This window comes from Cellulomonas endophytica, from assembly GCF_004123805.1.
Classification (GTDB): Bacteria; Actinomycetota; Actinomycetes; order Actinomycetales; family Cellulomonadaceae; genus Cellulomonas; species Cellulomonas endophytica.
Genome location: NZ_RWJX01000026.1, coordinates 1 through 26,286, shown reverse-complemented (window position 1 = coordinate 26,286; position 26,286 = coordinate 1). Strand labels below are relative to the sequence as shown.

At 75.6% G+C, this 26,286-nt stretch carries 23 protein-coding genes and 1 riboswitch; of the genes, 15 read left to right on the top strand and 8 right to left on the bottom strand.

Annotated features, from left to right (window positions below):
* Positions 1-48: 48 nt before the first annotated feature.
* The 11 genes from EJA20_RS09725 (at position 49) to EJA20_RS09675 (ending at position 13,489) form a co-directional block, all read left to right on the top strand.
* Positions 49-1,470 carry an ATP-binding protein gene (locus EJA20_RS09725; RefSeq protein ID WP_164983917.1) on the top strand — a complete coding sequence of 474 codons (1,422 nt, stop codon included), beginning with the start codon at positions 49-51 and terminating at the stop codon, positions 1,468-1,470.
* On the top strand, positions 1,467-2,159 hold the full coding sequence (locus EJA20_RS09720; RefSeq protein ID WP_129337958.1) for a response regulator: 693 nt from the start codon (positions 1,467-1,469) through the stop codon (positions 2,157-2,159). Before EJA20_RS09725 ends, EJA20_RS09720 begins: the two co-directional genes overlap by 4 nt.
* A gap of 306 nt (positions 2,160-2,465) precedes the next feature.
* The gene (locus EJA20_RS09715; protein ID WP_129337957.1) at positions 2,466-4,469 is read left to right on the top strand and encodes a coiled-coil domain-containing protein; all 2,004 of its coding nucleotides are present in this window, start codon (positions 2,466-2,468) and stop codon (positions 4,467-4,469) included.
* A 98-nt stretch (positions 4,470-4,567) separates the two neighbouring features.
* Positions 4,568-5,032 carry a helix-turn-helix domain-containing protein gene (locus EJA20_RS09710; RefSeq protein ID WP_129337956.1) on the top strand — a complete coding sequence of 155 codons (465 nt, stop codon included), beginning with the start codon at positions 4,568-4,570 and terminating at the stop codon, positions 5,030-5,032.
* A gap of 190 nt (positions 5,033-5,222) precedes the next feature.
* Positions 5,223-7,043, top strand: coding sequence for a GspE/PulE family protein (locus EJA20_RS09705; RefSeq protein WP_205687439.1), 1,821 nt, complete (start codon positions 5,223-5,225; stop codon positions 7,041-7,043).
* Positions 7,044-7,057: 14 nt separating this feature from the next.
* A complete protein-coding gene (locus EJA20_RS09700; RefSeq protein WP_129337955.1) occupies positions 7,058-8,263 on the top strand; it encodes a type II secretion system F family protein in 1,206 nt (401 codons plus the stop codon).
* Positions 8,260-8,772 (top strand): type IV pilus modification PilV family protein, encoded by a 513-nt coding sequence (locus EJA20_RS09695; protein WP_129337954.1) that lies wholly within the window; start codon positions 8,260-8,262, stop codon positions 8,770-8,772. The genes EJA20_RS09700 and EJA20_RS09695 overlap by 4 nt, the downstream gene beginning before the upstream one ends.
* Entirely contained in the window at positions 8,766-9,386 is a 621-nt protein-coding gene (locus tag EJA20_RS09690; protein ID WP_164983916.1) for a type II secretion system protein, read from the top strand. Before EJA20_RS09695 ends, EJA20_RS09690 begins: the two co-directional genes overlap by 7 nt.
* Positions 9,383-11,551, top strand: a complete 2,169-nt coding sequence (locus EJA20_RS09685) for a hypothetical protein (RefSeq protein WP_129337952.1) — start codon at positions 9,383-9,385, stop codon at positions 11,549-11,551. Before EJA20_RS09690 ends, EJA20_RS09685 begins: the two co-directional genes overlap by 4 nt.
* 248 nt (positions 11,552-11,799) lie before the next feature.
* Positions 11,800-11,884, top strand: a riboswitch (cyclic di-GMP riboswitch).
* Between the two features lie 64 nt (positions 11,885-11,948).
* Positions 11,949-12,314, top strand: coding sequence for a type II secretion system protein (locus EJA20_RS09680; RefSeq protein WP_164983915.1), 366 nt, complete (start codon positions 11,949-11,951; stop codon positions 12,312-12,314).
* An 89-nt stretch (positions 12,315-12,403) separates the two neighbouring features.
* The gene (locus EJA20_RS09675) at positions 12,404-13,489 is read left to right on the top strand and encodes a type IV pilus twitching motility protein PilT (protein ID WP_129337950.1); all 1,086 of its coding nucleotides are present in this window, start codon (positions 12,404-12,406) and stop codon (positions 13,487-13,489) included.
* A gap of 87 nt (positions 13,490-13,576) precedes the next feature.
* Here the strand turns inward: EJA20_RS09675 and EJA20_RS09670 are convergent, their stop codons facing one another.
* Positions 13,577-14,185: a hypothetical protein gene (locus tag EJA20_RS09670; protein WP_129337949.1), complete on the bottom strand. Its 609-nt coding sequence runs from the start codon at positions 14,183-14,185 to the stop codon at positions 13,577-13,579.
* A 191-nt stretch (positions 14,186-14,376) separates the two neighbouring features.
* Between EJA20_RS09670 and EJA20_RS09665 the strand changes: the two genes are divergently transcribed.
* Positions 14,377-16,017, top strand: a complete 1,641-nt coding sequence (locus EJA20_RS09665; protein WP_129337948.1) for an OmpA family protein — start codon at positions 14,377-14,379, stop codon at positions 16,015-16,017.
* Positions 16,018-16,032: 15 nt separating this feature from the next.
* Here EJA20_RS09665 and EJA20_RS09660 read toward each other — a convergent pair whose 3' ends face one another.
* The 4 genes from EJA20_RS09660 to EJA20_RS09645 are packed head-to-tail and all read right to left on the bottom strand — an operon-like array spanning position 16,033 to position 20,171.
* Positions 16,033-16,959, bottom strand: coding sequence for an ABC transporter ATP-binding protein (locus EJA20_RS09660; protein WP_129337947.1), 927 nt, complete (start codon positions 16,957-16,959; stop codon positions 16,033-16,035).
* Positions 16,956-18,050 carry a FecCD family ABC transporter permease gene (locus tag EJA20_RS09655; RefSeq protein WP_129337946.1) on the bottom strand — a complete coding sequence of 365 codons (1,095 nt, stop codon included), beginning with the start codon at positions 18,048-18,050 and terminating at the stop codon, positions 16,956-16,958. Before EJA20_RS09655 ends, EJA20_RS09660 begins: the two co-directional genes overlap by 4 nt.
* Positions 18,047-19,108, bottom strand: coding sequence for a FecCD family ABC transporter permease (locus EJA20_RS09650; RefSeq protein ID WP_129337945.1), 1,062 nt, complete (start codon positions 19,106-19,108; stop codon positions 18,047-18,049). Before EJA20_RS09650 ends, EJA20_RS09655 begins: the two co-directional genes overlap by 4 nt.
* A gap of 7 nt (positions 19,109-19,115) precedes the next feature.
* On the bottom strand, positions 19,116-20,171 hold the full coding sequence (locus EJA20_RS09645) for an iron-siderophore ABC transporter substrate-binding protein (RefSeq protein WP_129337944.1): 1,056 nt from the start codon (positions 20,169-20,171) through the stop codon (positions 19,116-19,118).
* Positions 20,172-20,369: 198 nt separating this feature from the next.
* Here EJA20_RS09645 and EJA20_RS09640 point away from each other — a divergent pair, with 198 nt between their 5' ends.
* Positions 20,370-20,783: a CoA-binding protein gene (locus tag EJA20_RS09640; protein ID WP_129337943.1), complete on the top strand. Its 414-nt coding sequence runs from the start codon at positions 20,370-20,372 to the stop codon at positions 20,781-20,783.
* Between the two features lie 68 nt (positions 20,784-20,851).
* Here the strand turns inward: EJA20_RS09640 and EJA20_RS09635 are convergent, their stop codons facing one another.
* Positions 20,852-21,325, bottom strand: a complete 474-nt coding sequence (locus EJA20_RS09635) for a ScoMcrA-related endonuclease (RefSeq protein ID WP_129337942.1) — start codon at positions 21,323-21,325, stop codon at positions 20,852-20,854.
* Between the two features lie 71 nt (positions 21,326-21,396).
* The gene (locus tag EJA20_RS19750) at positions 21,397-23,580 is read right to left on the bottom strand and encodes an alpha/beta hydrolase-fold protein (protein WP_129337941.1); all 2,184 of its coding nucleotides are present in this window, start codon (positions 23,578-23,580) and stop codon (positions 21,397-21,399) included.
* A 513-nt stretch (positions 23,581-24,093) separates the two neighbouring features.
* Between EJA20_RS19750 and EJA20_RS09625 the strand changes: the two genes are divergently transcribed.
* On the top strand, positions 24,094-24,573 hold the full coding sequence (locus EJA20_RS09625) for an SRPBCC family protein (protein WP_129337940.1): 480 nt from the start codon (positions 24,094-24,096) through the stop codon (positions 24,571-24,573).
* 103 nt (positions 24,574-24,676) lie between these two features.
* Here the strand turns inward: EJA20_RS09625 and EJA20_RS09620 are convergent, their stop codons facing one another.
* Positions 24,677-25,390: a TetR/AcrR family transcriptional regulator gene (locus EJA20_RS09620; protein ID WP_129337939.1), complete on the bottom strand. Its 714-nt coding sequence runs from the start codon at positions 25,388-25,390 to the stop codon at positions 24,677-24,679.
* 119 nt (positions 25,391-25,509) lie between these two features.
* Between EJA20_RS09620 and EJA20_RS09615 the strand changes: the two genes are divergently transcribed.
* The gene (locus EJA20_RS09615; protein ID WP_164983914.1) at positions 25,510-26,244 is read left to right on the top strand and encodes a DUF4386 domain-containing protein; all 735 of its coding nucleotides are present in this window, start codon (positions 25,510-25,512) and stop codon (positions 26,242-26,244) included.
* Positions 26,245-26,286 lie beyond the last annotated feature (42 nt).

Here is a 26,286-nt window from a genome sequence, read left to right as displayed (position 1 = left end):
CCGGCCCCCGGGGGCGGTTCCCCTCGCGCCGGTGCCTACGGTCCCGACATGAGGGTCATGGGCGACCACGCCGCTCGCCGACGTGCGAGCACCCTCGCCGCTGCGACCGCCGCCGTCGCCGCGGTGCTCACGGTCGTCGTCGTCGCCTCCCGCGAGGTCCCGTTCGTCTACTCCGCGCCCGCGCTCCACGTCATGCTGGAGACGCTCACCGCCGTCGTCGCCGTCCTCGTCGCCTTCCTCCTCTACGGCCGCTTCCGTGAGGGGCGCCGCCTCCAGGACCTCCTGCTCACCCTCGCGCTGGCGTCCGTCGCCGTAGCGAACCTGCTCCTCACCGCGCTGCCCGACGCCCTCGCCGACGGCTGGGCGGCCGACCTCGACCGGTGGGCGCCGCTGACGGTGCGCTTCGTGAGCACCGTGGTCTACGCCACGGCCGCGCTCGCCACCGGTGCCCGCCGGGTGCCCCGTCGGGCCGGCGTCGCCACCACCGGGGCCGTCGTGGCGCTCCTGCTCGCGATCGGGCTGGTCGGGGTCGTGTGGGGCCACCTGCTGCCGGCCGCGGTCGACCCGCTCCGGGCTGGCGACGCCACCCGCCCGATGCTCGTCGCCCACCCTGTGCTGCTCGGCACGCAGGCCGCCGGCATCGTCCTCTTCGCGGTCGCCGCCGCGGCGTTCGCGCGGCAGTCCGACCGCACCGGCGACGCGCTGCTGCGCTGGGTCGCCGCCTCGTGCGTCCTGTCCGCCTTCGCGCGCGTGCACTACATGCTCCTCCCCTCCCTGTACTCCGAGTACCTGTACACCGGGGACGTCCTGCGCCTGGCCGCCTACGGGTGCCTCGCGGTCGGCGCCGCCGGCGAGATCACCACCTTCTGGCGGGCACGGGCCCGCGCGGCGGTCCTCGAGGACCGCCGCCGCCTGGCCCGCGACCTGCACGACGGCCTGCTCCAGGAGCTCGCCTACATCTCGTCGCAGTCCCGGCGGCTCGCGGCTCGCCCGGACGACCTCGTGACCGTCGGGCGGATCGTCGGCGCCGCCGGTCGCGCCGTCGACGAGTCCCGCCGCGCGCTGAGCGCGCTCACGAGCGTGGGCGACGAGCCGCTGCCCGTGGCGCTGCGCCGAGCGCTCGACGAGATGGCCGCGCGGTACGACGTCGAGGTGGTGGCCGTGCTGGACGAGGACGCCGGCGCGGACGAGCGCACGACGGAGGCGATCCTGCGCATCGCGGCCGAGGCCGTCCGCAACGCCGTGCACCACGGCGCCGCCACGCGTCTCGACGTGCGGCTCGCCGCCGCGCCCCTGGAGCTCACGGTGGCGGACGACGGCCGGGGCTTCGCCGTGGGCGGCCCCGAGGCCCGCCGCAGCGGCGGGTTCGGGCTGACGAGCATGCGGGAACGGGCCGAGGAGGTCGGCGCCGTGCTGGCCGTGGCGTCCGCCGCGGGAGAGGGGACGACCGTGCGGGTGGTACGGGCATGACGGGCACGCGGGCCACGTGCGCCGCCGGGACGGGCGCTGCTGCGCCCCTCCGGGTGCTGGTGGCGGACGACCACGCCCCCACGCGCGAGACCGTGCGCGAGGCCCTCGAGGAGGGCGGCTGCGTCGTGGTGGCCGAGGCCCCCGACGGGCCCGGCGCGGTCGCCGCGGCGCTCGCCACCCGGCCGGACGTCTGCCTCCTCGACATCCACATGCCGGGCAGCGGCATCCTCGCCGCCGCCGAGATCACGCAGGAGCTGCCCGGCACGCCCGTGGTGATGCTCACCGCGTCGCGGGACGACGAGGACCTGTTCGCGGCGCTGCGGGCGGGCGCGGTCGGCTACCTGCCGAAGGACCTGGGGCCGGACCGCGTGGTCGGCGCGCTGCGGGGGGTGCTGGCCGGCGAGGCCGCGCTGCCGCCCTGGCTCGTGCTCAAGGTGGTGCAGCAGTTCCGCGCGGAGCCGCGACGGGTGCTCGGGCTCGGCCCGCGCCGGGCGACGGACGCCCTCACGCCGCGGGAGAAGGAGGTCCTCGACCACCTGGCCCTCGGCCTGTCGACGGAGGAGATCGCGGGGCGGCTCTTCGTCGCGCAGGTGACGGTCCGCACGCACGTCTCGACGATCCTCAAGAAGCTGCGGGTGAAGGACCGGGCCGCGGCCGTGCGGCTGCTCGCGGAGACCTCCGGCGCCTGATCCCGTGCCAGGGTGCGGAATGCGGTGCGGCCGTTCTCGCCCCCGCCCGGCGGGGCCGCCGCGCATCGGCAGGCGTTGAGAAGACCTCAACGCGTTGAGGCGGATCTCAACGCGTTGTCCCCCGGACGGACGTAGGCGGGCGCGGGGACGCCGCCTACTGTTCTAACCGACAGACCGTGACGCATTGATCCGGGGCGCTGAATTCTGGTCGCTTTGCCCCCGAGGAGCGAGTAGCGAAACCGACGCGGTGTCATGCCCTCCACCTTCGGGGGGCTTTCGCCACCGATGTCGAGGAGAGATTCCCTCATGCCCGTCACCGCCCGTCCCGCCCGCCGTATCGCCGCGGCCCTCCTGCTGCCCACGCTGCTCGCCGGAGGCCTCGCCGTCGCCGCGCCGGCCTCCGCCGCCACGACGACCACCACCACGACGGTCGGCGCCTGCAACGGCGTCCTCAACCAGCTCGCCGTCCGGGGCTCCGTGCAGCCGAACCTGCTCCTCGCGGCCGCCCGGCAGAACGCGGCGCTCATCGCCGCGCTGCAGGCCACGAAGGCGGCGCTCGTCGCGCAGAAGAGCTCGCTCGAGTCCCAGATCACGGCCGCCAAGGCGGAGATCGCCCGGCTCGACGCGGCCGAGGCCGCGCTGCAGCGCAGGATCGACGAGGGCGCCGCCGAGCTCGAGCGCCGCACCTCGACGGTGACGGAGCTGAACGCCGGGATCGCCGCCGCGCAGTCCGAGCTCGTGACCCTCTCGTCCGCCCAGGACGCCGCCCAGGCGCAGCTGACGGCGACGCAGGGCCGCCTGGACACCGCGACGGCCGAGCTCGGCCGGCTCGTGGACGCGAAGGCCGCCGCCGACCGCGAGGTCGCCGCGGTGCAGGGCCGCCTCACCGCCGCCCAGATGACGCTCGACGCGGCGAAGAAGGCCTCGCTCGCCGCGGACGCGGCCGTCGACGCCCAGGTTGCCGCCGTGCAGGTCGCCACCGACCGGCTCACCGCCGCCGTCGAGACCGCCGACGGCACCTCCGAAGCGGTGGAGACCGCCGCGGACGCGGTCGACGACGCGAACGCTCTGCTCGTCGAGCGCCTCGCCACGGCCGAGACGGCGACCCAGGCGCTCACGACGGCGCAGACCGCCGTCCAGGGCGCCAAGGCGGACCTCGCTCAGGCCGAGGCCGCGGCCCTCGTGGCGGCCGGGAAGGTCACCGACGCGCGCGCCGCGCTCAGCACCGCGACGGCCGCGCAGGCGGCCGCGAAGTCCGCGGCGGACGCGAAGGCGGCTGCGGTCGCGGCGAAGCAGGCCGAGCTCGCCACGCTGAAGACCCCGACCTACGTCACCACGACGGTGACCAACCAGGCCGTGGTCGACCAGATCGCCGTGCTCCAGAAGGAGCTCGACGCGATCAAGGGCAACGCGGACCAGCGCAAGCAGGTGCTGCGGGACCAGATCAAGGCGCTGGAGACGCAGAAGACCACGACGACGACCACGCTCGTCGACAAGACCGCGGAGATCACGACGGCGACCGCCGAGCTCCAGGACCTCACGGTCGAGCTCGACACCCTCACGGCCGCGCTCTCCACGGCCACGGGGGTCACGGCACGGGCCCAGGCCGACCTCGACGCCGCCATCGCCGGCAAGAACGCCGCGGACGCGGCCGTCCTCGGCCGGCAGGGCGAGGTCGTCCGGCTCCAGGGCGTGGCGGCCGACGCACAGGCGGCTGTCACGGCTGCCGAGGCGGCCGTCGCGGAGCAGCGCTCGGTCCTGGCCGCGGCGCAGGAGGTGCTCGACGAGGCCACCTCGGACGACCAGGCCGCGCAGGCCGCGGTGTCCGCGGCGGGGACGGCGCTCTCGGCCGCCGAGGGCGACCTCGCCGCCCAGCGGACGACCGCGACGGCCGCCGCCCAGGCCGTGGTCGCCGCCCAGGACGGCGTCGCCGGCCTGGAGCAGGAGCTCGCCGCCGCGTCCGCCGAGGCGGAGCGCCTGTCGGGCGTCGTGACGGCGCAGCAGGGCGTCGTGAAGGGCCTCGAGGCCCAGGTCGGCGACCTCCTCGACCGCTTCAACGCGCTCGACGGCCAGGTGACGGCGAAGGAGAACGAGCTCGCCGCGCTCCAGGAGAAGCTCTCTTCGGCCGCGGCCGCCGTGGCCGTCCAGGAGGACGTCGTCGCGGACCTGCGCGAGGACCTCGCGAGCGCGGAGACGGCCGAGACCGCCGCCGCCGCCCGCCTCACCACGCTCGAGGCCCAGCGCCTCGACGTGATCCGTCAGATCGCCGCCATCGACGCGCAGATCGCGCTCGGCGGCTGCGTCGCCTGACGCCCCTGATCGCGGGCGGCGCGGGCCTTCCAGCCCCCGGAGGCCCCGCCGCCCGCACCCTCTCCCCGTCCGCCCGTCCAGCCAGGAGCGCAGCCGCCATGGCCCACCACGACGCGACCCGCGACCTCTCCCTCACGGAGGCCGCCCGGGTCTACGACGTGCCGGTCACCACGCTGCGCCGGCGGGTCGGGCGGGGCGAGATCCCCGCGTACAAGGTGCGCGGGGTCCGCGGCTACGAGTGGCGGCTCAGCCGGCGGGCGCTCGACGAGCGCGCCGCCGCGGACGCCCGCACGCCGCGGGGCCCGTCCGCCAGCACGGCCTCCGCACCGGATCCCGGCGACGACCGCCCCGCCGGCTGCCACCGGGTGCTGGAGCAGGAGCTCGTCGCCCTGCGCCGCGCCGCCGCCGCGGAGCGCCACCGCGCCGACCGCGCCGACCGCGAGCTGGGCCACGCGCTCCTCGAGAGCGGACGGATGCGCAGCGCGCTCGAGCAGGCCGGCCGCGCCGCCGAGCGGTGCCCGGACTGCCCCGTGCCGGTGACCCTCCTCGCCGGCACCCCCTGAGCGGGAACCGCCACCGCACGACGCCCGGCACGACCCCGCACCCCGAGCCTCACCCGTCCGCGTCCCCGACGGGATGAACCCGGCGCCGACGACCGCGCCGCACGCACCGCACGCCGATAGGACCGATCAGACCGCGCACCGTCGCCCGCGACGGACTGTGGGCCGTGGACACGAGAAGGGTGGGACCGCGATGGCCTTCGGCCGCGTCACCACGGAGAGCCGCACGGGTCGCCGCGGGCAGCCCGCCGGCACCGACATGCCCGTGCCCGCGAACTCCGCCCCGGGCGCCGGGGCCACCGGTCCCGTCGCCGGCGGCGTACCGGTCGCGCGGTACGGCACCCTGCTCGGCGAGCTGCTCGTCCGCAACGGCGCCCTGAGCGAGGGCACGCTCGACGAGTCGCTGGACCAGCAGCAGGCCACCGGTCGGCGCCTGGGCGCCCTGCTCACGGAGATGGGCGTCGTCACCGAGCGCGACCTGGCCCGCGCCCTGGCCGAGCAGGTCGGCCTCGAGCTGGCCGACCTCACGCACCAGGCACCCGAGCCGGAGGTCGCCGAGCTGCTCGGCGAGAGCCGCGCCCGCAGCCTCCAGGCGATCCCGCTGACCGTCCTGCCCGACGGCCGCGTGCAGGTCGCGCTGTCGGACCCCTCGCCGGAGGTCGCGGAGGAGGTCCTCGTGGCGCTCGGTCGGCCGGCCCAGCTCCTCGTCGGCGCCGCGTCCGAGGTCCGCCGGGCGATCGACTCGACCTTCCGGGCGCTCTCCGCGGTGGGCGACCAGGTCGCGGCGTTCTCCGCGACGACCGAGGTCCGCACCGTCGTGCACCGCACGGACGTCGACGACAGCGCCGACGACGCCCCCGTCGTCCGGGTCGTCAACGCGATCATCACGCAGGCCCTGCGGGACCGCGCCTCCGACATCCACGTGGAGCCGCAGGACGGGCGGGTGCGGGTGCGCTACCGCATCGACGGCGCCCTGCACGAGGTGCTCGAGCTGCCCGCGGAGATGGGCCCGGCCGTCGCCAGCCGCATCAAGATCATGGGCGGGATGAACATCGTCGAGCGACGCCGGCCGCAGGACGGTCAGATCGCCACGACGGTGGACGGCCGCGGCATCGACATCCGGGTCGCGACGATGGGCAACGTCTGGGGCGAGAAGGTCGTCATGCGGCTGCTCGACAAGAGCCGCTCCGTCAAGCGCCTGCGCGACCTGGGCATGCCGCCGGCCACGCACGAGGCGTTCGCGAAGATGATCCGCTCGCCCTACGGCATGGTCATCTGCGCCGGCCCCACGGGCTCGGGCAAGACCACCACGCTCTACGCCTCGATGTCCGAGGTCAACGACGCGGACCGGAACATCACGACCATCGAGGACCCGGTCGAGTACGTCTTCTCCTCCATCAACCAGATCCAGATCAACGAGGCCGCGGGCGTCACCTTCGCGGCGGGCCTGAAGTCGATCCTGCGGCACGACCCGGACATGATCCTCGTCGGCGAGATGCGGGACGTGGAGACCGCGCGCATCGCCGTGCAGTCGGCGCTGACCGGCCACTTCGTGCTCTCGTCGCTGCACGCGACGGACTCCGTCGCGGCGCTGTACCGGTTCCTCGACATGGGCATCGAGGCGTTCCTCGTCGCCTCCTCCGTGGTCGGGGTCGTCGGCCAGCGCCTCGTGCGCAAGATGTGCTCCTACTGCCGCGTGCCGTACGAGCCGACGGCCGACGAGCTCGCGTTCTACAGAGCCAGCGGAGGCCCCTCGAAGGACCGCTTCTGGGTCGGCGAGGGCTGCCACTACTGCTCGCGCACGGGCTACTCGGACCGCGTCGGCGTGTACGAGCTGCTCACCGTCACCGAGCAGATGCGCGAGCTCCTCGTCCGGCCCAACCCGTCGCACGACGAGATGCGCCGCCTCGCGATCAGCCAGGGCCTGGTCCCGCTGCGCGACGGCGGCATCCACCTCGTCGAGAGGGACGAGACGACCATCGCCGAGATCCTCCGCTCCATCTACATGATCTGAGGGCAGGGACCACCATGCCGAAGTTCGCCTACGTGGCACTGGCGCCCGACGGCGCGACGAGCAAGGGCACGCACGACGCGCCCACGCTGGCCGCCGCGCGGATGGCGCTCGTGCAGCGCCAGCTGCGCGTGACGAAGATCGAGCCGAAGAAGAGCGTGCTCCAGATGGAGCTGACGCCGCCGCGCATCAAGCCGGCCGAGCTCATGCACCTCTCGCGCCAGCTCTCGGCGTTCCTGCGGGCCGGCATCCCGATCCTCGAGGCCATCCGCACCATCGGCGAGGAGAACGCGTCCTCCGCCGTGCGCCGCGTGCTCGAGGCCGTCGGCGAGGACCTGCGCCAGGGCCTGACGCTCTCGGCGGCGGTCGACAAGCACCCGGACGACTTCCCCGACTGGTACCGCGGCATCCTGCGCTCCGCCGAGCTCACCGGGAAGCTCGACACCGTCCTGGACCAGCTCTCCTCCTACATCGAGCGGGACGTGGAGGCGCGGCGCAAGATCAAGACGGCGCTGACCTACCCCTCGATCGTCTTCGTCATGGCACTGGGGACGATCGTCGTGCTGAGCGTGTTCGTGCTGCCGAAGTTCGAGGACTTCTTCTCCTCCCTCGACGCGGAGCTGCCCCTGGCGACGCGGATGCTGCTGGGTGCCACCCGGTTCCTCGGCTCGTGGTGGTGGCTCATCGTCGCGGTGCTGGCCGTGCTGGCCCTCGGCGCGTTCGTCGCGTCCCGCACCACGGGCGGGCGCCACCTGCTGCACCGGATCCAACTGAGGATCCCGGTGGTCGGCGAGGCGATCCGCTACTCCAAGATCGAGCGCTTCACGCGCCTGCTGGCCTCGATGGTCCATGCGGGCGTCGCCCTGCCGACCGCGCTCGGCGTCGCGACGAGCAGCCTGAAGAACCTCGTCTTCGAGCGCCGGCTGGCCGGCGCCCGCGACGCGATGCTCCGCGGCGAGGGGCTGGCGCAGCCCATCGCGGCGACCGGCCTGTTCCCGGGCATCGCCTCCCAGATGCTCCGCGTCGGCGAGGACACGGGCACGCTTGACACCCAGCTCGAGGTCGCCGCCGGCTACTACGAGCGCGAGCTGGACTACAAGGTCGCCAAGGTGACCTCGATCATCGAGCCCGTCGTCATCATCGTCATGGGCGGCGTCGTCGGCTTCGTGGCCGTCGCGCTCGTGTCCGCGATGTACGGCATCTTCCGGACGGCGTCGCTGTGACAGCCGGCCGGCGCAGGGGGCGGGACGCCGGCGAGAGCCTCGTCGAGATCCTGCTGTCCGTCATGATCATCGGCATCGCCGTGACGGCGATCCTGGGGGGCGTGGGGCTGGCGGCGCGCGCCTCCAGCCAGGACGAGCGCCAGATCCAGGCGCAGGCGCTGCTGCGCTCGTGGGCGGAGCACGTCCAGGCCCGCACGACCGACAGCACGTACGTCGCGTGCGCGACGACGGCCACCTATTCCGGCTCGACGTGGGCCTACACCAGCCCCGCCCCCGCCGGGCTCGAGCCGCTCCCGGCCGGCTTCACCGCCTCCGTGACCGAGGTCCAGTACTGGGACCCGTCCACGACGTCCTTCGGCAGCACGTGCGGCACGGACTCGGGCGTCCAGCGGGTGCGGCTCGCCCTCACGGCCACCGCCACCGCCGCTCCGGGCTTCACCTCGACGTACGACGTCGTCGTCCGGCGCCCGTGCGCCGCCCTCGCCGCGAGCGGGGGCCCGGGGTGCTGACGCGGCTGCGCCGGCGGCTGGCACGCGACGAGGCGGGCTTCACGCTCATCGAGCTCATCATCTCCATCGGGCTGCTCGGGCTGCTGTTCTCCGCGCTCTCCCTCGTCATGCTCTCCACGGCACGGGTGAACGACGAGACGCAGCACCGCCTGGACCTGACGCGCGACGAGCAGTTCACCGCCGCGTACTTCGCCACCGACGTCGCCGGGGCGACGGACGTCGCGACCGGTGCCGCCGCCCGGTGCGGCTCGGGCACGGCGACCGTCGAGCTCCGCGGGACGTCCTTCTCGCCGACGGCGACACCGCCCACGCCGACGACGACCGTCGTGTCCTACGTCTTCTCCACGACGACCACGAGCGGCGTCACCGCGGGGTCCGTCGTCCGGCGCGCGTGCGAGCAGACGACGGCCGGTGCGCCCGCCTACCCCTGGACGCCGACGAGCTCGGAGACGGTCGCCGAGCGGCTCGCCACCACGCCGCCCGTCGTGACCTGCTCGACCGCCGGGACCCCCGCCGCGTGCTCGGCCGCCACCACCACCGTCAGCGTCTCCTTCGCCCGCCTGGGCGGCGGCGACCCCTTCGTCCTGTCCGCCACGAGGAGGACCACCCCGTGAACCCGATCCTGCGGTCGCTGCGCCGGCGCGCGCGCGGGGACGAGGGTGCGTCCCTCGTCCTCGTCATGGCCTTCGTCGTGTGCGTGGGGCTCGTCGTCACGGCGATCCTCGGCTACGCGCAGTCCGCCCTCACCTCCGCCGCCGCGACGCAGAGCCGCCAGGACCTCTCGGCGGACGCCTCGGGTGCGCTCGACGTCGCCGTCAACACGCTGCGCACCTCGTCGTACGCCGACGCCGCGGCGGCCTGCCCGGTGGACGGCCTGGACGTGCCCGGCACGAGCGGCTCCGTGCGCGTCCAGTGCTCACCGGTCGCCGGGACGGGCGTGTCCGCCGGCGTCGTCCCCATCACGGCGCTCAACCGCCCCGGCTCTGCCGTGCTGACGCTCGGCGGCTCGGGCACCACCCTGTCGAAGGGGTCGAACGGCATCCTCCGCATCAAGGGCCGCGTGTACGTCAACGGCGCCATCGCGGTCGCCGGCACGACCTGCCCGAGCACGAACTGCTCGCGCATCGACGTCACCGAGGCGCCGGTCCTCGCGACGGGGACGTGCAGCACGGCCTTCGTCACGAGCACCGTGTCGGTGACCTGCCCGAGCGCCGGCACCCCGCCCGAGGGCAAGGACCCGGCGCTGCTCACGGACGGCGACATCCCGCCGAACCCCGGAGCCGGCCAGCCCGGCGGCGCCGCCCTGGCCTCGGCGTACGCGCAGCCGGCCAGCGGTCCCGCGCAGCTCGTCCATCGCGTGGTCCCCGCGTGCGTCGCCTCGGGCAACGTGCAGCTCCAGCCCGGCTACTACGACGACGCCGTGGCCCTGAGCAGCCTGTCGAACACCTGCGGGCGCCCGCTGCACTTCACTCCCGGCACCTACTACTTCGACTTCCGCAACGAGGAGATGGCGGCCATCGCCGCAGCGGCCCGGCCGATGAGCACGGGCAGCAACGTCTGGACGGTCAACAGCTCCGGCGCGCGCCTCGTCGGCGGCACGCTCACGGCAGCAGGCCCGTCGACCATCCCGGGCTCCTGCGTCAGTCCCCTGACCACCACCGTGAGCAACAACGGCGTGCAGTTCGTCTTCGGCGGCAACAGCCGGCTGGACATCCAGGCGGGGAAGATGGAGCTGTGCGGGCAGTACGCCACGGACCGGCCCTCGCTGGTGATCTACGGCGCGAAGAGCGGGACGACCCTCGACTCCGGCGCGATCCGCGGCTCGGTCGCGGCGACCACGTCCGCGCCCGCACCGGCACCGGCCCCCGGCTTCACGACTCCGGACGCGGGGCGCACCGTCGACGGGAACCTCGCCAGCACCACGATCACCCGCCCGGCGAGCGGCAACCAGGCGACCACCCTCCGACTGGCGGGCATGGACGCCGCCACCCAGATCCCCGCCGGGTCGATCCTCACGGCTGCCGAGCTGCGGGTCACGCACCGGGAGACGGCCACGCGGTCGGGTGACGCGCTGAGCCTGGCGCTGACGCCGAACCCGACGCGGACGACGCCGGCGCCCACGACGACCACCTCGAACGTGGCGCTCAACGCCTCCGCGACGCTCACGACGCAGACCTACAACCTGACCACCGCCCTCGCGGCGGAGACGTGGCGCTACGGGCTGACCGACCTCCGCATGGACTGGGTCGTCAACGCCACCCGCTCCGGCGGGGGGAACACCCTCTGGACCGCCGACCTCGACGCCGCCCAGCTCTGGCTGCAGTGGAGGCCGCCGTCCCTGCGCACCGAGGCGGGGACCTGCGTCGCCACCGGCCTCACCTGCCCGCTCGTCCAGACGAACGGCGCGCAGACGAGCCTCTACCTCCAGGGCACCACCTACGCGCCGAACGCCCACTTCAACGTCAACCTCACGAACGTCTCGGGCCAGGTGTTCAAGAGCGGCATCGTCTCGCGGTCGCTGGCGGTGTCCGTGACGCCCAGCGCCGGCTTCGTCGGCCCCGTCATCGAGATCCCCGACGAGACCGGCAGCGGCGTGAGCCTCGACGTCAACCTCACGGCGTACGCCTGCCGCATCACCTCGTGCGCGGCCAGCGCGGCGCCGCCCTCCGCCGACTGGCGACGGGTGGGACGCGCCACCGTGGCGCTCGAGAGCGCGTGGCCGGTGCCGTCCAACGGCAGCCGCGCGGTCGAGGTGAAGAGCTGGAACCTGCTGGGCTGAGCGCCGGCGGGCAGGAGGAGCGGTGGTCGCAGGAGCGGCCCCCGCTCCTGCGCGTCGGGCGCCTTTTTCACCCTCCCCGAAAGGCTCGTCACCGCCCCGAGGTATTGACGTCGCCGCATTTTCTCCGAGGCGCAGATCACCGAGCCGGGCGCGTTGAGGACGATCTCAACGCGTTGAGACCGCACCTCAACGCGTATTCGCCCGTTCAGCCCTTCTTTCCCGCCTCCCGGGCTTCTAATGTTCTCGCTGTCAGACCGTGACGCACTGATCCGCCGGCCTCCATCTGGTTGCCTGGGCCGCGGGGAGCGAGTGGCGAAACCGACGCGGTCGCACCATTCCTCGAGGTCGAGGAATGGGCGCTCCCACCCCCGCTCGTCATCACCAGAAAGGCACCACCATGCTGCAGCTCCAGAACCGTGCCCGGTCCCTGCGCGAGGCGCGCGAGAACGGCGAGTCCGGCTTCACGCTCATCGAGCTCCTCATCGTCATCGTCGTGCTGGGCATCCTCGCCAGCATCGTCGTCTTCGGCGTCGGCACCTTCCGCGCCGATGCGACGAAGCGGGCGTGCGAGTCGAACCTCAAGACGGTCAACGTGGCGCAGTCTGCCTACATCGCCTCGAACGCCACCCCCGCGCTCTCCACGACCGACACCGGTGTTGCCATGGGCCAGCTGAAGACGGCCAAGTACATCGAGGAGGTGCCGACCTTCACCGGCACGGTCACCTTCGACGCGACGAGCGGCAAGTTCACCACCACCTGCTGATCGAGCCCCCACCCGACGGCCCGGCGACCTCGGTCGCCGGGCCGTCGGCACACCACCCCATCGACGCACCCCCAGGACGGAGCACCACCGTGCCGCACGTCGCGCTCGACCCGCGGGTCGACGACCTCCTCGCCGCCCTCTGGGCCGCCGGCGGGTCGGACCTGCTCCTCACCGCTGCCAGCGCGCCGCTGCTGCGCGTCGACGGCTCGCTCCACCCGCCGCAGGGCGCGCAGCGCCTCACCGACGAGGACACGGCCGCACTCGCCGAGGCCCTCCTCTCCGATCGCCAGCGCGAGCAGTTCGCCGCCGGCGCGGAGGTGGACTTCTCCTTCACCTGGCGCGAGACGGCCCGCGTCCGCGGCAACGCCTACCGTCAGAAGGGCGCCGTCGCCGTCGCGCTGCGCATCATCCCGCGGACGATCCCGTCGTTCGACGACCTCGCCCTCCCCTGGGCGGTGCGCAACCTCGGCACGGTGCAGCAGGGCCTCGTCTTCGTCACCGGCCCGACGGGCTCGGGCAAGTCCACGACGCTGGCGTCCATCGTCGACTGGGTGAACCGCAACCGCGCGTGCCACATCCTCACCATCGAAGACCCCATCGAGTACGTGCACGACCACCAGCGCTCGGCGGTCAGCCAGCGCGAGGTCGGCGACGACACGGAGAGCTTCCCCCACGCGCTGCGCAGCGCCCTGCGCGAGGACCCCGACGTCATCCTCGTCGGCGAGATGCGCGACCTGGAGTCCATCCGGTTCGCCCTCACGCTCGCCGAGACCGGCCACCTCGTCCTGGCGACCCTCCACACGAACGACACGGCGCAGGCCGTCGACCGCCTCGTCGACGTCTTCCCCGCCGACCAGCAGCCGCAGATCCGCGTGCAGCTGGCGAGCACGCTCACCGCGATCGTCCACCAGCGCCTCGTCCCCCGCCTCGGCGGCGGCCGGGTCGCGGCCCACGAGGTGCTGATCGCCAACCCGCCGGTGCGCAACCTCATCAAGGAGGGCAAGTCGCACCAGCTGCGCAACCAGATCATGACGGGGCTCTCGTTCGGCATGCAGACCCTCGAGATGTCGCTCAACGCGCTCGTGCACGCCGGACAGATCTCCTACGGGGAGGCGGTGTCCCGCGCCGGCTCCCCGGCCGAGATCGAGCAGCCCCTCCCGGTCGCCGCCCGCTGACGCGCCCCGGTCGGCCGGCTCCGGCCCGGCGCGACGACGCCCGCCCCCGTCCGTGCTCGGCACGGCGGGGGCGGGCGTCGTCGTGCGTCAGCGCAGGTGCGCGCCGCCGCTGCGGTCGATCGTGCCGCAGGCGACGGGCAGGGTGGCCTCGAACAGGCTGGTGAGCGAGGTGTCGTCGCCGTCGGGCAGCGCCGTGCCGTGGAGCACGACGTGCAGCTCGCCGAGCTTCTTCGACAGGTCCTTCGGGATCGTCACGGTGCGGTGGTACTCGACGACACCGTGCGCGTCCGCCACCGGGAAGCGCTCGAGCGCGAGGCCGCTGGCGGCGCTCGTGTCGCCGGACGTCGTGAGCGAGACGTCGATGGGGCCGTAGTCCGGTGCCGCCTCCTGCAGGGAGATGAGACCGTCGCCGTCCGCGTCGGCCGAGGGGTCCGGGCACTCGTTGAGGGCGGCCAGCTCGCCGTGGATGTGCATGGCGTGCGGCTCGTTCGGCGTGAGGCCGGTGGCGCGCAGGTCGATGGTGAGCCGCGTGCCGCGCAGGGCCAGGTCGGCGTGGCCCTGCACGTCCGACCCGCCGTCGGCGACGTGGTCGTGCGGGACCGGGTCGAGGTCGGCGTGGAAGCCGCCGCCCGCCGCGACGGCGGCCGTGGGCAGGAGGACCGCCGCGGCGGTGAGGAGGGCGAGGCGCTTGCGCATGTCTGAACTCCGTCGTCCAGGGCCTCGGGCGGGAGCCGTCAGACGCTGTTCGTCGCCGGAGCACCGCCGGACGGGTGACGGTCCCCCAGGTTCACCCGTGCGGAGCCGGCACCCGCCGCCGAGCTGCGGCCGCCCCGGCCGCCGCGGCCGCCCCGGTAGGGTCGGCCCCCGGTCGAGACCAGGGGGCACCGATGAGGGCGGAACCGGCACGCACGGCAGGACGCGCCCGCACGCGCGGGGTGGCGACGGCGGCCCTCGTGGCCCTGGTGGCCGCGGGCTGCACCGGGGGCGACGGGGACGCCGCCCCCTCGCCCGAGGGCACCTCCACGGGCACGGCCACGGGCGCCACGCGCACGCCGCGGCCGACCCCCACCCCGACGGCCGAAGCGGTGGCGCCGGTCGTCGTCGACACCTGGCTCGAGGGGGAGCGCCTCGAGCTCGAGGTGGGCCCCCTCGCGGTCCACGACGACGTGGCGGTGCTGCGGCTGGCGGCCGCACCCCAGGACACCCCGCTGGTGTTCGCGTTCTTCGAGGTCTTCGAGAGCATCAACAACGTGGGCCCCAACGGCGTCCGGCTCCTCGACCGGGCGCCCGGCACGGTGCTCCTGGCGGCGCGCACCGCGGAGGACCGCCTGGTCATGACGGGGAACCAGGACCCGGGCGGCCCCGCCACGGAGGCCGCGGAGGCGGCCGTCGGCGAGGACGTGGACGTCCTCCACGTCGCCTTCGCCGTGCCGGAGGGCGACACGGTCGACGTGGTGCTCGCGCAGGGCGGGACCGTCGCCGACGTGCCCGTCGTGGACGCGAAGGACGCCGGAACCCTGACGGTGCCGCCGGAGGAGCTGGCCGACGGGCCCGTCGACGTCGCGCCGGTGCTCCCCGTGGAGAGCTTCACGGAGGCGCTGGGCGGCCAGGTGCGCACGCGGGAGACGCCGGAGCAGGTCACGGTCGACGTGTCCTCCGACGTGCTCTTCGCCAGCGACTCCGACGCCCTCGGCCCGGAGGCGGAGGGCGCCCTTTCGGCCCTCGCGGCGCAGGTCGGGCCCGGCACGGGCGGCACGCTCACCGTCGTCGGCCACACGGACGACGTCGACGACGAGGCCTACAACCTCGACCTGTCGCAACGGCGAGCCGCCGCCGTGAGCACCCGCCTGGCGCAGCTCGTCGACCTGTCGGGCTGGACCGTCGCCGTCGAGGGACGCGGCGAGTCGGAGCCCGTCGCCCAGGGCCGCGACGCCGCCGCGCGCGCGGCCAACCGCCGCGTCCAGGTCGTGCTCGTGCCGACGGAGCCCGCAGCCCCCGAGGGGCCCGTCCTCGCCGACGAGGGCGCCGCGCTGGCGGAGCCCGCCGGACCGGTGGGGACCGGCGCCGAGGGCGTCACCGTCCAGGACGACGACCAGACCTTCACCGTGCGGCTGCCCGAGGTGCGCCGGCTGGGCGCGCGCCTCGTCGGGGAGCTCGAGATCACGAACACCGGCGCGACGGACCTCTCCCTCACGGCCATGGCCACGGGCGCCTGGGACTCGCGCGGTGCCTTCGACCCCACGCTCGTCTACTCCGCGACGAACCTCACCATCCCGGTGGGCAGCAACCGCCTCTACCCGCTGGACTACCTGCGCAGCGCCGAGCGCGGGACCCGCGAGCCGCTCACCGACCGGTCCCTCAACGGCATCGCCCCCGGGACCACGTACGTGCTGAGCGTCGTGTGGCCCGACCCGGGCACGGACACCGTCGTCGTCGAGGTCGCCCCCCGCCGCCTGGAGGCCTACGGCGGCGTCGAGCCCCTCTCCGCGCCGTTCCGGCTCACGGACGTGCCGGTCGTCGAGGGCTGAGGGACCCGGCGGGGCCTACCGGCCGCGCCCGACGAGGGCGACGTCCCCGGCGGCCGGGACGGGCGCCCCGTCGGGGGCGGAGCCGGCCCCGACGGCCCCGTCCGCCCCGTCCGCCCCGTCCGGCTCCGCGCCCGCCGCGGCCCGGCCCGCGTGGTGGCGCCCGATCGGCACCATGAGCGGGCGGCCGGAGACGGGGTCCTCCACGACGCGGCAGTCGAGGCCGAAGACGGTCCGGACGCACGCCTCGGTGAGGACGTCGGCGGGCGCGCCGGACGCGTGCACGGCGCCGTCGACCATCGCGACGAGGTGGTCGGCGTAGCGGGCCGCCATGTTGAGGTCGTGGAGCACCATGACGACGGTCGTGCCGCGGGCGCGGTTGAGGTCCGTCAGCAGGTCGAGCACCTCGACCCCGTGGCTGACGTCGAGGAACGTCGTCGGCTCGTCGAGCAGCAGCACGTCGGTGCGCTGCGCGAGCGCCATGGCGATCCAGACGCGCTGGCGCTGGCCGCCGGAGAGCTCGTCGACGGGCCGCTCCGCCAGCTGCACCGTGTCCGTGGCCTCCAGCGCCTCCGCGACGGCGAGGTCGTCCTCGCGCGTCCACCGGGAGAACAGGCCCTGGTGCGGGTGCCGCCCCCGCCCGACGAGGTCCGCCACTGTGATGCCCTCCGGCGCGATGGACGACTGCGGCAGCAGGCCGAGCGTGCGCGCGAGCGCCTTGGCCGGCGTGCGGTGGACGGCGGCGCCGTCGAGCAGCACGTGGCCGCCGCGCGGCGCGAGCAGGCGCGCCATCGCGCGCAGCAGCGTGGACTTCCCGCAGGCGTTGGGACCGACGATCGCGGTGACCGACCCGGGCGGCACGACGAGGGACAGGTCGTGCACGACGGTCCGGTCGCCGTAGCCGACCGTGAGCCCCTCGGCGACGAGCGTGTGCGAGGTGGTCACAGGGAGCCTCCGGCGCGGTGGGTGCGGACGATGAGCCAGATGAGGTACGGCGCGCCGAGCACGCCCGTGACGACGCCGACGGGGAACCGGGTGCCGAGGGCGAACTGCCCGACGAGGTCCGCGACGAGGACGAGCAGCGCCCCGACGAGCGCCGCCGGCAGCAGAGGCGAGCCGTGCGGCCCGACGACCCGCGCCGCGATCGGCCCGGCGAGGAAGGCGACGAAGGCGATGGGCCCGGTCGCGGCCGTGGCGAACGCGATGAGGCCCACGGCGGCGACCACGACGACGAGCCGCGTCCGCCCGACCCGGACCCCGAGGGCGGCCGCGGCGTCGTCGCCGAGCCGCAGCGCCTCGAGGTCGCGCGACCGCGCGAGGAGCACGGGCGCGAGGACCACCAGCGCCACCGCCGTGGGCCACGTCGCCTCCCAGGTGGAGCCGTTGAGGCTGCCCGTGAGCCAGCGCTGCGCCTCCTGCAGGTCCCACTGCCCGGCGCGCTGGAGCACCCAGAGGGTGACGCTCTCGAGCATCTTGCCGACGCCGATCCCGACGAGCACCAGGCGCGTCCCGGCGCCGCCGCTCCGCGAGGACAGGAGGTGGATGAGCAGCGCGACGCCCAGCCCCGCGGCGATGGCGACGGCCGAGACCGCGGTGCCGCTCAGCCCGAGCACGACGATCGCGACCGTGGCCGCGGCGCTGGCCCCGGCGGTGATGCCGATGACGTCGGGGCTGGCGAGCGGGTTGCGCAGCATCGTCTGGAACGTGACGCCGCCCAGGCCGAACGCCAGCCCGACGACGAGCGCCAGCACCGCGCGCGGCAGCCGCAGCGTCCCGACGGTGAAGGTCGCCCCGTCCACGTCCTGCCCCGCCACCACGCGCAGCACCTCGAGCGGCCCGTAGAAGGTCCGGCCGACCATGAGGCTCGCCAGCAGCACGACGACGACGAGCACGGCGAGCACGGCGACGACGACGCTCCGCCGGCGCAGGCGCCCGCGCCGCCCGGCCGCGATCCGGGCCGCGGTCGCGGCGGTCGACGCCTGCGGGAGGGGCCCGGACGCGACGGGCCGGGGGGTCGTCGTGGTCGGCGCGCTCACAGGGACCGCACCTTCTGCCGGCGGACGACGTGGATGAAGAACGGCGCCCCGACGAGGGCGGTGACGATGGCGACGTCGACCTCGCCCGGCCGGGCGACGACGCGCCCCAGCACGTCCGCGGCGACGAGCAGGCCGGCGCCCGTGAGCGCCGAGAACGGCAGCAGCCAGCGGTGGTCGACGCCGACGAGGAGGCGGCACAGGTGCGGTACGACGAGCCCGACGAAGCCGATGGGCCCGGTGACCGCGGTCGCGGCCCCGCAGAGGAGCACGGCGCCCAGCGCCGCCACGCCGCGGGTGACCGCGACCCGCTCCCCCAGCCCGGCCGCGGTCTCGTCGCCGAGCGCCAGCGAGTTGAGCCCGCGCGCCGACAGCAGGCTGAGGGCCGCGCCCACGAGGAGGAACGGCAGCACCTGCCCGAGGGAGGTGAAGGACGCGCCGCCGACCCCGCCGATCTGCCACGAGCGGACGGTGGCGGAGATGTCCCCGCGCGGCAGCGTGAGCGCCGTGATGAAGGAGGTGAGCGCGGCGGACGTGGCCACGCCGGCGAGCGCGAGCTTCAACGGCGTCGCACCACCGCGGCCCAGCGAGCCCACGGCCTGCACGAACACGGCCGCGACCGCCGCCCCGGCGACCGCCAGCCACACGTAGGCCGACGCCGACGAGAGGCCGAGCAGCGCGATCCCGGCGACGACGGCCAGGGACGAGCCCATCGTGATGCCGAGGATCCCGGGGTCGGCGAGCGGGTTGCGCGTGACCCCCTGCATCACGGCGCCGGACAGCCCGAGCGCCGCCCCGGCCACGAGCGCGAGCACCGTGCGCGGCACCCGCTTCACGACCGCGGCCTGCCCGAGGTTCTCCGTCGAGCCGCCCAGCCCCGCGACGAGGTCGGCGAACCCCACGGCGCGCGACCCGACCGTCACCGACAGCGCCACGAGGACGAGCAGCACCGCGAGCACGGCGAGGAGCCACAGGGCACGCACGCGGCCCGGCCGTCGCACGAGGGCGAGGGCCGGGCCGGGTGCGGCGAGGGTCGCGGGACCCGTCGCGGTCGTGGTCACCGGAGGGTCACGAGGCGGTGGCGCTCGCGTCGGCCGCCTGCGCCAGGAGCGCGAGGTAGTCGTCGAGGACCCACGAGATCGCCAGGGGCGTCGGGTTGGCGGCGGTGCCGAGCGGGTCGGAGCCGGGCAGCGAGACGATGGCGCCGTTCGCGACGGCGGGCATCTGCGACAGCAGCGGGTCGCCCGAGAGCGTCGCGACGAGCTCCTCGTCGCCGTACGTGACGATGATCTCGACGTCGGAGAACACGTCGACCCTCTCGGCGCTGACCGTGCCGGAGAACTGGTCGTTGCTCGCGGAGGCCTCCGCCACGCTCGCCGGCGTCGCCAGGCCCAGGTCCTCGAAGAACGCGGCGCGGGTGTCGTGCGCCGTGTAGAAGCTCACCTCGGACAGGTCCGTGGGGTCCACGTGCGTGAGGAACATCGTCGAGCGGCCCGCGAGCTGCGGGTAGCCGGCCACGGCCTCCTCGATCTCCGCCTCGAGGCTCGCGACGAGCTCCTCACCCTCCTCGGCCATCCCCATGCCGGCGGCGTTCACCGTGATGACCTCGCGCCACGGGGTGGCCCAGGCGCTCTCGGGGTAGGCGACGACCGGCGCGATCTCGCTGAGGGTGTCGTAGTCCTCCTGCGTGAGGCCGGAGTACGCGGCGAGGATGACGTCGGGGTCCGTGTCGGCGACGGCCTCGAAGTCGATGCCGTCCGTCTCGTCGAAGAGCACGGGGGTCTCGGCGTCGAGCTCGGTGAGGCGCTCCTCGACCCAGGGCAGCAGGCCGTCGCCGTCGTCGTCGCCGAAGTTCGCCGCGGCCATGCCGACGGGCACCACCCCGAGGGCCAGCGGCACCTCGTGGTTGGCCCAGTTGACGGTGGCGACACGCTCGGGCGTGCCCTCGATCGTCGTCGTGCCGAAGGCGTGCTCGATCGTCGTGGTGCCGGCGTCCGAGGCCGAGCCCGACGGCGCGGCGGAGGTGTCCTCCGCGGCGGGCTGGGCGGACGAGCCGCAGGCCGCGAGCGCGAGGGCACCGGCGAGGGCGAGGGCGGACGCGGACAGGGTCCGGCGTGCGGGCATGGCGAACTCCGCTCTGGGCGTGCAGGGCGGCCGGGGCTCCGGACCGCGGGACCCGGGGCGGAGCGGGCGCACGGCGCCACGTCCACCTCAGCGGGTTAGGTGAGGCTTACCTGGCAGAAGGTACGGGACGCGGCGGGCGCGACGCAACGAGCGCGGCTGTGACGCCCGGCGGGACGGACGGCGTGGCAGCCTGGGGCGATGAGCGACGACCTCGTCCGACGCCTCCTCAGCACCCCCGGCCGGTGGGCCGTCGTCGGGCTCGGGGACACGCCCTCGCGGCCCGCGTGGGGCGTCGCCCGCTACCTGCAGGAGCTGGGGCACGAGATCGTGCCGGTGCACCCGCGCGCGGAGACCGTGCACGGCGCCCGCGGCTACGCCTCGCTCGCGGACGTGCCCGGACCGGTGGACGTCGTCGACGTGTTCGTCGCGAACGCCCGCGTCGGCGGGGTCGTCGACGCCGCGATCGCCGTCGGCGCGCCCGCCGTGTGGCTCCAGCTCGACGTCCACGACGCGGAGGCCGAGGAGCGGGCGCGGGCCGCCGGCCTGGACCTCGTCACCGACCGCTGCCCCGCCATCGAGGGCCGCCGCCTGGGCCTGCCCGGCCCGGCCTGACCCGCCGGCCGCACCGGCGCTCAGGCGCTCAGGCGCTCAGGCGCTCAGGCGCTCAGGCGCTCAGGCGCTCAGGCGCAGTTGTCGCAGATCCCCGTCGCCGGCAGGGCCATGAAGCACGTCGGGCAGGTCCGCACGACCTCCTCGCGCACCGGGACCCGCCGCCGGGCGGGGTCGGCGGCGGCCCGCGGCGCCCGGGGGGCCCGCGGCGCGGTGGACCGGGCGGCCGGGGCCCGCCCGGCGACCGCACCCCAGGGGCGGACCGGCTCGGGCTCGGGCACCTCGAACCCGCGGCGGCGCAGCAGCGCCGCGGTGGCCTCGGGCCCGCCGTGGAACTCCTCGGCGGTCGCGACGCGGCCGGTGGCGTAGCGGTGCGCCACACCCACGACGGCCGTCGCCTCGTACACGCGGCCCTCGTGCTCGAACGTGTCGCCGGGGACCCGGGCGAAGCCGTGGACGCCGAGGAAGTCCTCGGGGCCGCGGGCGTCGTGCTCGGCGATCGCCTGGAGGATGTGCTGCCGTGTCACGGCGGAGAACGTCGCCATGCCCCGAGCCTAGGTCGTGCCGGGCCTTCCCTCCGCCGCAGGCCCGGGCACGCGGCGGAGGCGGCCCGCGGTCAGCTCCCCGCACCCCCGTCGCCGCCCCCGTCGGGTGCGTCGAGCGGTGCGACGACGACGTCCCCGGCGCCGGCGTTCGTCGCACCGGCGGGCGCCCCGGCGGTCAGCGCCGTCAGCCACGCCGACCCGTCCTCGCCGCGGGTGACGAACAGGTTCGCCTCGGCGAACTCGTCGGCGCCGTCGCGCTGCGCCGAGCCCTGCTGCCGCCACGCGCCCGGCGTGCCGTCGGCCGCCAGGTCGACGACGGCCAGGTCCGTCCCGCCGGCCGGGACGCCGAGGGCGCCGTCCGTCGTCGCGACGAGCGTCACCGCACCGGCCTCCCCCGCCACGACGGCGGCGCCGCGGTCGTCCTGCGGCCCGCCGAGCTGCTGCGTCCACAGGACCTCCCCCGTCGGCGCGACCGCCTGCGCGAGGACGTCGTCCCCACCCCGGGCGCCGGCCAGGTCCCCGCCCGTGTGCCCGACGAGCACCGCGGAGCCGTCCTCGCGCACGGCGAGCCCGGCGATCGCGTCCGTCGCCGCCGTGCCGACCGGGCGCAGCCACGCGACCTCGCCGGCCGCCGACAGCCGCGCGACCCAGCCGTCCATCCCGCCGAGGCCCGGCTGCCCCGGGAGCGCCGCGCCGGCGCTGCCCGCCGCCCACACGGAGCCGTCGGGGGCGAGGCCCACCGCCAGCCCCTTGTCCTCCCCGGGGCCGCCCAGCTGCGTCGACCAGAGCACCTCGCCGTCCGCGGAGACCCGGGCGACGACGGCGTCCTTGTCCCCCGCGCTCGGGGTCCCGGCGAAGGAGCCGCTCGTGTAGCCGGCGACGAGCGCACCGCCCGCGCCGTCGGACGCCACGGCGTAGAGGCGGTCGGCCGCCCCCGCGTCGCCCGTCTGCAGCGTCCAGCGGCGCTGCCCCTCGGCGTCCACCGCCACGACGAACGCGTCGTCGCTCGCCCCCGAGGGGTGCGCGCCGTCGAGGTCGCCCCGGGTGTAGCCCGCGACGAGCACACCGCCGTCGGCACCCGGCACGACGCCGTAGGCACGGTCGTTCGCCGCCGTCGCGACGTCGTGCCGCCAGGCCGTGGTGCCGTCCGCCGCCCGGCGGGTGAGCGTCACGTCCAGCCCGCCGGCGTGCGGGGCCCCGTCGAGGGAGGCCCCCGCGTTCACCGCGAGGGTCCGGGCCCCGTCCGCGACGACCGCCAGGCCGCCGGCGCGGTCGTCCGCGGCCGTCCCGACGAGCTCGGCCCTCCACGGCTCGGCCTCGGAGGCGCGCAGCCGTGACGCCACGTCCACCACGCCCTCGCGGAAGGCCGGCTGCCACACGTCCCAGTCGTGGCCGCCGTCGAGGACGCGCAGCTCCGCCGTCACGCCGGGCACCCGGCGGGCCGCGGTGTAGAGCTTGGCCGCCTCCATGTCGAGGTCGTGCTCGGCGTCGCGCGGGTCCGGGTTGGCGTACTCGTCGTCGCCGACCGCGACGAACAGGTGCACGGGCAGCGCGGGGTCGAACGCCGCGAGCGCGGCCGGGTAGGACAGCTCGCGGAACCGCTGAGGGGTGAAGAGGCGCTGGCCGACGCCGTACGCGCCGTAGTCGCGCGTCGAGGAGTCGCGCGGCGGGGTCGGCTCGTACACGGCGGCGGACAGCACGATGGCGGCGGAGAAGACGTCGGGGTGGGCCAGCGTGAAGCGCAGCGCCCCGGCGCCGCCCATGGAGTAGCCGCCCACGGCCCGCGCGGCCCGGTCCTCCGCGGTCCGGTACGTCGCGTCGACGTGGGCGACGAGGTCGCGCGTGAACGCCGTCTCCACGGGCACGCCGGGGCCGGCGCCGCGGCTGCCGGTGTAGAGGGAGTCCGTGTACCAGTTCCCGCGGTCGTTCCACGGGGCGTCCGGCATGACGACGACGAGCGGCTGGATCGCCCCCGAGCCGATGAGCTCGTCGAGGTCGCCCGCCACCCGCGGCCAGGCCGCCATGGTGTCGCCGCGCCCGTGCAGCAGGTAGAGCGTCGGGTACTCGCGCCCCGGCTCCTCGTCGTAGCCCGGCGGCAGGTACACGGTGTAGTCGATCTCCCCGACCGCCTCCGAGGAGGTGGAGACCTGGCGGACCGTGCCCTGGTCCGCGGCCAGCGCGGGGGCGGCGAGCAGGCCTCCCGTGGCGGCGAGCGCGGCGGCGAGCAGGGCGACCGTGGTGCGGCGACGAGCCATGCGTCATCTCCCTCGAGGTCGTGCCTCGCCTCGGCACGGGCCGGAGCGGTCGCGACGCAGCGCGTGCGTCGCGGGCGCCGGGACGACCCCGCCCGGCGGCTCGTCGTCGAGCCGGCCCACGGGCGGGGACCCGTGCTGAGAACGTTTCCAGGATCACCCGGGAGCCGCGCCGTGTCAACGGTCGGGAGCCGTCACGACCGGCGCCGGGGACGAGCGTTCCGCGCGCACCGCCGGCACGACGACGGGCGACGACCTCGCGGTCGCCGCCCGTCACCGTCCTGCACGCACCGGCAGACGCCTCACGGCGCGAGGCCGCTCGTAGCGGCGAGGGTTGAGCCCGGGGGTCATGGACCGGCACGCAGAAGGCCTCAACGGCGCGGTGCGACCAGGTGTTCCCGTCCCCGCGGACCAGTTCTCCGGGGTTCCCCGAGCCGTGGTCGCCCGCTCGGAGGGCCCGCGGGCGGGGCACCGGACCCGCCCGGACGTCGCCCGACGGCGTGAGAGGGTCGCCCCATGACACGCCCCGCCGCGGTGACGAGGACTCTGGACCTGCCCGTCGACGCCGCGTGGGCGCTGGTGTCCGACCCGCGCAACCGCGCCCGCTGGGTGCCGCTGAGCCGGACGGCGGTGACGGGCCTGCCGCTCGGCACGGGCACGACGGTGACGACGCTGCTCGGCCCCCTCACCGACCGCGGCGCGCCGGGCCTGCCGGACCGGTCCCGCGTCGACGCCTTCACCGCGCCGTCGGCGGGCACCGGCGTCGGGACGGCCGTGCAGACCCGCACGGGTCCGGCGCTGCTCGGCGCGACCCGCCTCGAGGTCGCGCCGGCCGCCACCGGGGAGGGCAGCACCGTCACGTGGACGGTGGACGTGCACCTGGCCGGCCCGCTGCCCGCCGGGCTCACCGCCGCGCTCCTGCGCCCCGTCGTCGCGCTCGGGCTCCGCGTGGCTGCCGGGCGCCTCGTCGGAGAGGTCGCCCGCCGGGTGCGCTGAGCCGCCTCGGCCGTCGACCCAGGTCGGCGCCCACCGGCGCCGGTCGGCGCCCGTCGGCGCCCGTCGGCGCCCACCGGCGCCGGTCGGCGCCCGTCGGCGCCGGTCAGCGGGAGACCGGGGCCGACGTCCAGCCCTCCGCGTGGAGGCGCTCCACGCCGGACAGCAGCAGGTCGAGGGCGAACTCGAACTCGAACCGGTCGTCGCACCCCGTCGGGCCGACGACGGTCGCGGGGTCGTGCGGGCGGCTCGTCGCGACGGCCACGATGTTCGGGAACATCGCCCCCATCCGCTCCGCCATCACCGCGAGCAGCTCGGGGTCGACGGGCGCGGGCGCCGCGTCGTAGAGCTCCTGGGAGAAGCCGAAGACCCGGCTGCCCAGGGCGTGCATGACGTGGTGGACGAGGTCGACGGACAGGCCGCCCGCCAGGAGCAGGCCGATCATCGCGTCCTGGTGGGCCAGCACGGCCGGCGTGGGGCTCACCTGCTCCTCCATGACCCGGCGCGCCCAGGGGTGGCGCAGCAGCACCTCGCGGGCCGCCAGCACGCGTCCGCGCAGCGCCGGCCGCCAGCCGTCGTCCCCGACGGTCGCGGACCCGGCACCCATCTCCGTGACGACCGCGTCCACCATGGCGGCGAGCAGCTCGTCCTTGTTCGCCACGTGCTTGTAGAGCGCCATCGGCACCACGCCGAGCACCTGCGCGAGCCGCCGCATGCTCACGGCCTCCAGCCCCTGCTCGTCGGCGACGGCCACCGCGGTGCGCAGCACCCGGTCCCGCGTCAGCGGCTGCCGCCCCGTCCCCTCGCCCCGCTCCGCCACCGGCGCACCTCCGATCGGCCCCTCGACGGACTCCCCCTTGACCCGGTGTACACCGTACGCCTAGCGTCACCGTCATGAAGGTGTACGCCGTACACCTCCGGACGACGAGGAGCACCACCATGGCCACGACGAGACGGACGGCCCAGGTCGCGGGCGGCCTGTTCCTGCTCACCCACGTCACGTCCATCCCCGCGCTCGCCCTCTACGGCGAGGTGCTCGGCGACCCCGGCATCGTGCTGGGCGGCGGCGACCCGGGGCGGATCCTGCTGGGGGCGCTGCTCGAGGTCCTGCTGGCCTTCGGCATCGTCGGCACCGGCGTGACGATGTTCGCCCTCGTCCGGCACGTCGACACGGCGATGGGCCTGGGCTACGCCGCGCTGCGGACCCTGGAGGCCGCCGTCATCGTTGCCGGGGTCGTGCCCCTGCTGGCCCTCGTCACCGCCCGCGCGGAGGTCGTCGCGTCGGGCACGGAGGACCCGGCGGGCCTCGTCGCGCTGGCCGGGGTGCTCGTGAGCATGCACGAGTGGACGTTCCTCATCGGGCCGAGCCTCGTGTGCGGGGCGAACACGACCGTCCTGGCGCTCGTCCTGCACCGCTCCCGGCTCGTTCCGCGGTTCATCAGCACCCTGGGGCTCGTCGGCGGGCCGCTCGTGCTCGCCGCCGGCACCGCGCAGCTCTTCGGCGTCATGGAGCAGCTCTCGACGGCGGCGATGGTGACGGCCCTCCCCGTCTTCGCGTGGGAGGTCTGCCTCGCCGTGCGGCTCCTGGCCCGCGGCCTCGACCCGGCCGCCCCCGCCGCCGCGCTCGACGCGGCGGCCCGGCGCGACCGGCCCGCCGCCGCCGTCGCCGGCTGACCCGCACGACGACGGGCGGGCGGGGCGGCACCGGCCGCCCCG

Bases quoted from the DNA above. Each gene is read 5' to 3' on its own strand.
- EJA20_RS09670 (WP_129337949.1), bottom strand. From the start codon at position 14,185: ATGCGCAAGCGCCTCGCCCTCCTCACCGCCGCGGCGGTCCTCCTGCCC.
- EJA20_RS09715 (WP_129337957.1), top strand. From the start codon at position 2,466: ATGCCCGTCACCGCCCGTCCCGCCCGCCGTATCGCCGCGGCCCTCCTG.
- EJA20_RS09640 (WP_129337943.1), top strand. From the start codon at position 20,370: ATGAGCGACGACCTCGTCCGACGCCTCCTCAGCACCCCCGGCCGGTGG.
- EJA20_RS09645 (WP_129337944.1), bottom strand. From the start codon at position 20,171: ATGCCCGCACGCCGGACCCTGTCCGCGTCCGCCCTCGCCCTCGCCGGT.
- EJA20_RS09635 (WP_129337942.1), bottom strand. From the start codon at position 21,325: ATGGCGACGTTCTCCGCCGTGACACGGCAGCACATCCTCCAGGCGATC.
- EJA20_RS09705 (WP_205687439.1), top strand. From the start codon at position 5,223: ATGGCCTTCGGCCGCGTCACCACGGAGAGCCGCACGGGTCGCCGCGGG.
- EJA20_RS09680 (WP_164983915.1), top strand. From the start codon at position 11,949: ATGCTGCAGCTCCAGAACCGTGCCCGGTCCCTGCGCGAGGCGCGCGAG.
- EJA20_RS09725 (WP_164983917.1), top strand. From the start codon at position 49: ATGAGGGTCATGGGCGACCACGCCGCTCGCCGACGTGCGAGCACCCTC.
- EJA20_RS09700 (WP_129337955.1), top strand. From the start codon at position 7,058: ATGCCGAAGTTCGCCTACGTGGCACTGGCGCCCGACGGCGCGACGAGC.
- EJA20_RS09625 (WP_129337940.1), top strand. From the start codon at position 24,094: ATGACACGCCCCGCCGCGGTGACGAGGACTCTGGACCTGCCCGTCGAC.
- EJA20_RS09665 (WP_129337948.1), top strand. From the start codon at position 14,377: ATGAGGGCGGAACCGGCACGCACGGCAGGACGCGCCCGCACGCGCGGG.
- EJA20_RS19750 (WP_129337941.1), bottom strand. From the start codon at position 23,580: ATGGCTCGTCGCCGCACCACGGTCGCCCTGCTCGCCGCCGCGCTCGCC.
- EJA20_RS09615 (WP_164983914.1), top strand. From the start codon at position 25,510: ATGGCCACGACGAGACGGACGGCCCAGGTCGCGGGCGGCCTGTTCCTG.
- EJA20_RS09710 (WP_129337956.1), top strand. From the start codon at position 4,568: ATGGCCCACCACGACGCGACCCGCGACCTCTCCCTCACGGAGGCCGCC.
- EJA20_RS09720 (WP_129337958.1), top strand. From the start codon at position 1,467: ATGACGGGCACGCGGGCCACGTGCGCCGCCGGGACGGGCGCTGCTGCG.